This is a genomic window from Novosphingobium sp. B1 (assembly GCF_900176395.1).
Classification (GTDB): domain Bacteria; phylum Pseudomonadota; class Alphaproteobacteria; order Sphingomonadales; family Sphingomonadaceae; genus Novosphingobium.
Window position 1 is genome coordinate 1 of the sequence record NZ_FWXL01000060.1, and the last position, 1,961, is coordinate 1,961.

Here is a 1,961-nt window from a genome sequence, read left to right on the forward strand (position 1 = left end):
GGAAGAGCATAGTCGATGTCAGAAGGCAGGGTTGTGACGGAAGGTTCGCCTTACGGGATGGATCCGTATCGTGCTCCTGCACCGGTATCGACGATGGGCGGCGGGATCACGCTGGGATATCTTTTTGAGGTAGTCCGGCGTCACTGGATTGCGATGGCGCTGGTGTTCGGTGCGGTTCTTGGTGCTGCGATCGTGGCGCTGCTGCTGATCCAGCCTCGTTATGTCGCAACGACGCGAATCAAGATCGACCCCAACCAGGCGGCGATGATCGGTGTTGCTGCTGGTAATGCCCGCCCTGATCCGGGTTCGATCGACACCGAAGTTGCCGCGATGCAGTCGCGTGACATTGCCGTGATGGTGATCAACCGCCTGCGCCTGATGTACGATCCCGAGTTTGCGCCCAAGGCGGACACTCCAAACTCCTCGCCCAATGCTCGCGTCGATGCGGTCGCAGGGCGCCTGCTGAGCGAGCTCAACGTCAAGCGCGAGCGCGACACGTACGTGATCAACATCTCGTATCGCTCGGTCAATGCCATCAAGGCTGCCGAAGTCGCCAATGCCTTTGCCGAAGCTTACATGAACAGCTCGGTCGGCTCGCGTACCGGTACGGCTGCCAAGCAGGTCGAGTTCCTCACCGGCCGTCTCAATACGCTGGGATCTGAACTGGCTGGCATCGAATCCAAGGCGGCGCAGCTGCGTGCCCAGGCCGGCATCATCGGTGGCGGCACCGGTGGCTCGTTCAGCGGCACGGTTACCGACCAGCGCGTCTCGGCGCAGTCCTCGCAGCTGTCTGCAGCCCAGTCTGCCGCATCGGCAGCCGAAGCACGCTACAATGTGGCACGCCAGCAGCTGGCCTCGGGCGGTCTCGACAACGTCTCGGCTGTGCTCGAGAGCCCGGTGATCACCAACCTGCGCGCCCAGCGTGCCGAGGTCGTGCGCAACCTGGGCTCGATCCAGTCGCGCTATGGCCCTCGCCACCCCGAGACGCTGAGCGTGCTGCAGCAGGTGCAGCAGCTCGACCAGCAGATCGACGAGGAAGCCCGCCGCGTGATGGGCCGCCTCGCCAGCGATGCCACTGCCGAACGCGCCCGCGCCCAGTCGCTTGCCGGTGAGATGGCGCAGCTGCGCGGCGAGCAGGCCGCATCCTCGCGCGCCGGCATCATGGCGCAGGGCATCCAGCAGCAGGCCGACGCCAAGCGTGACGCCTACAACCGCGTTGCCGCCGAACTGCAGCAGGCCTCCTCGCTTGCCCGCAACACGCAGACCCAGGCGCAGATCGTCGAACTGGCGATCCCTCCCCGCAGCCCCAGCTTCCCCAACCCGCAGCTGTTCATCGCCTTTGGCGTGATCGCAGGGCTTGGCCTTGGCCTTGGCTCGGTTGCAGGGCTCGAGTTCATGTCGCACGGTATCCGTACCGCCGAGACGCTCGAGACCCAGCTGGGCATCACCTGCATCGGTTCGATCCCGAACCTTGAGAAGAAGGACCTGCGCCAGAGCGATGGCGAACTGCTCAATCCGGCAGACCTGCTGATCGAGCATCCGGTCATACCCTTCTCCGAGGCCTTCCGAGGGATACGCAACACCGTTATCCGCGCCAAGCAGAAGCGACCCATCCAGAAGCTGGCAATCGTCTCCTCGCTTCCGGGCGAAGGCAAGACCACCTCGGTTCTGGCAATGTCGCGCACCATGGCGCTGAGCGGCGACAAGATCCTGCTCATCGACTGCGACGTGCGCAAGGCAAGCCTGAGCGAACACGTCGGCGCCACCGAGCAGGCCGAGTACGGCCTCGTCGAAGCCCTCCAGGGCAAGGTCGATCCGCGCTCGCTCATCCGTGCCGACGAAATCCCAGGCCTCGACATCATCCCGGTCAAGGAGCCGTTCTTCTCGGCCGAAGACCTCTTTGGTGACGGCAAGATCCAGGCGCTCGTCGACAAGGTCAAGGATGGCTACGACTACGTCAT

1 protein-coding gene is annotated in these 1,961 nt (G+C 64.2%); it reads left to right on the forward strand.

Annotated features, from left to right (window positions below; all coding sequences use genetic code 11):
* Positions 1-57: 57 nt before the first annotated feature.
* On the forward strand, positions 58-1,961 hold a 1,904-nt coding region (locus B9A23_RS22035), incomplete at its 3' end, for a GumC family protein (protein ID WP_176218130.1).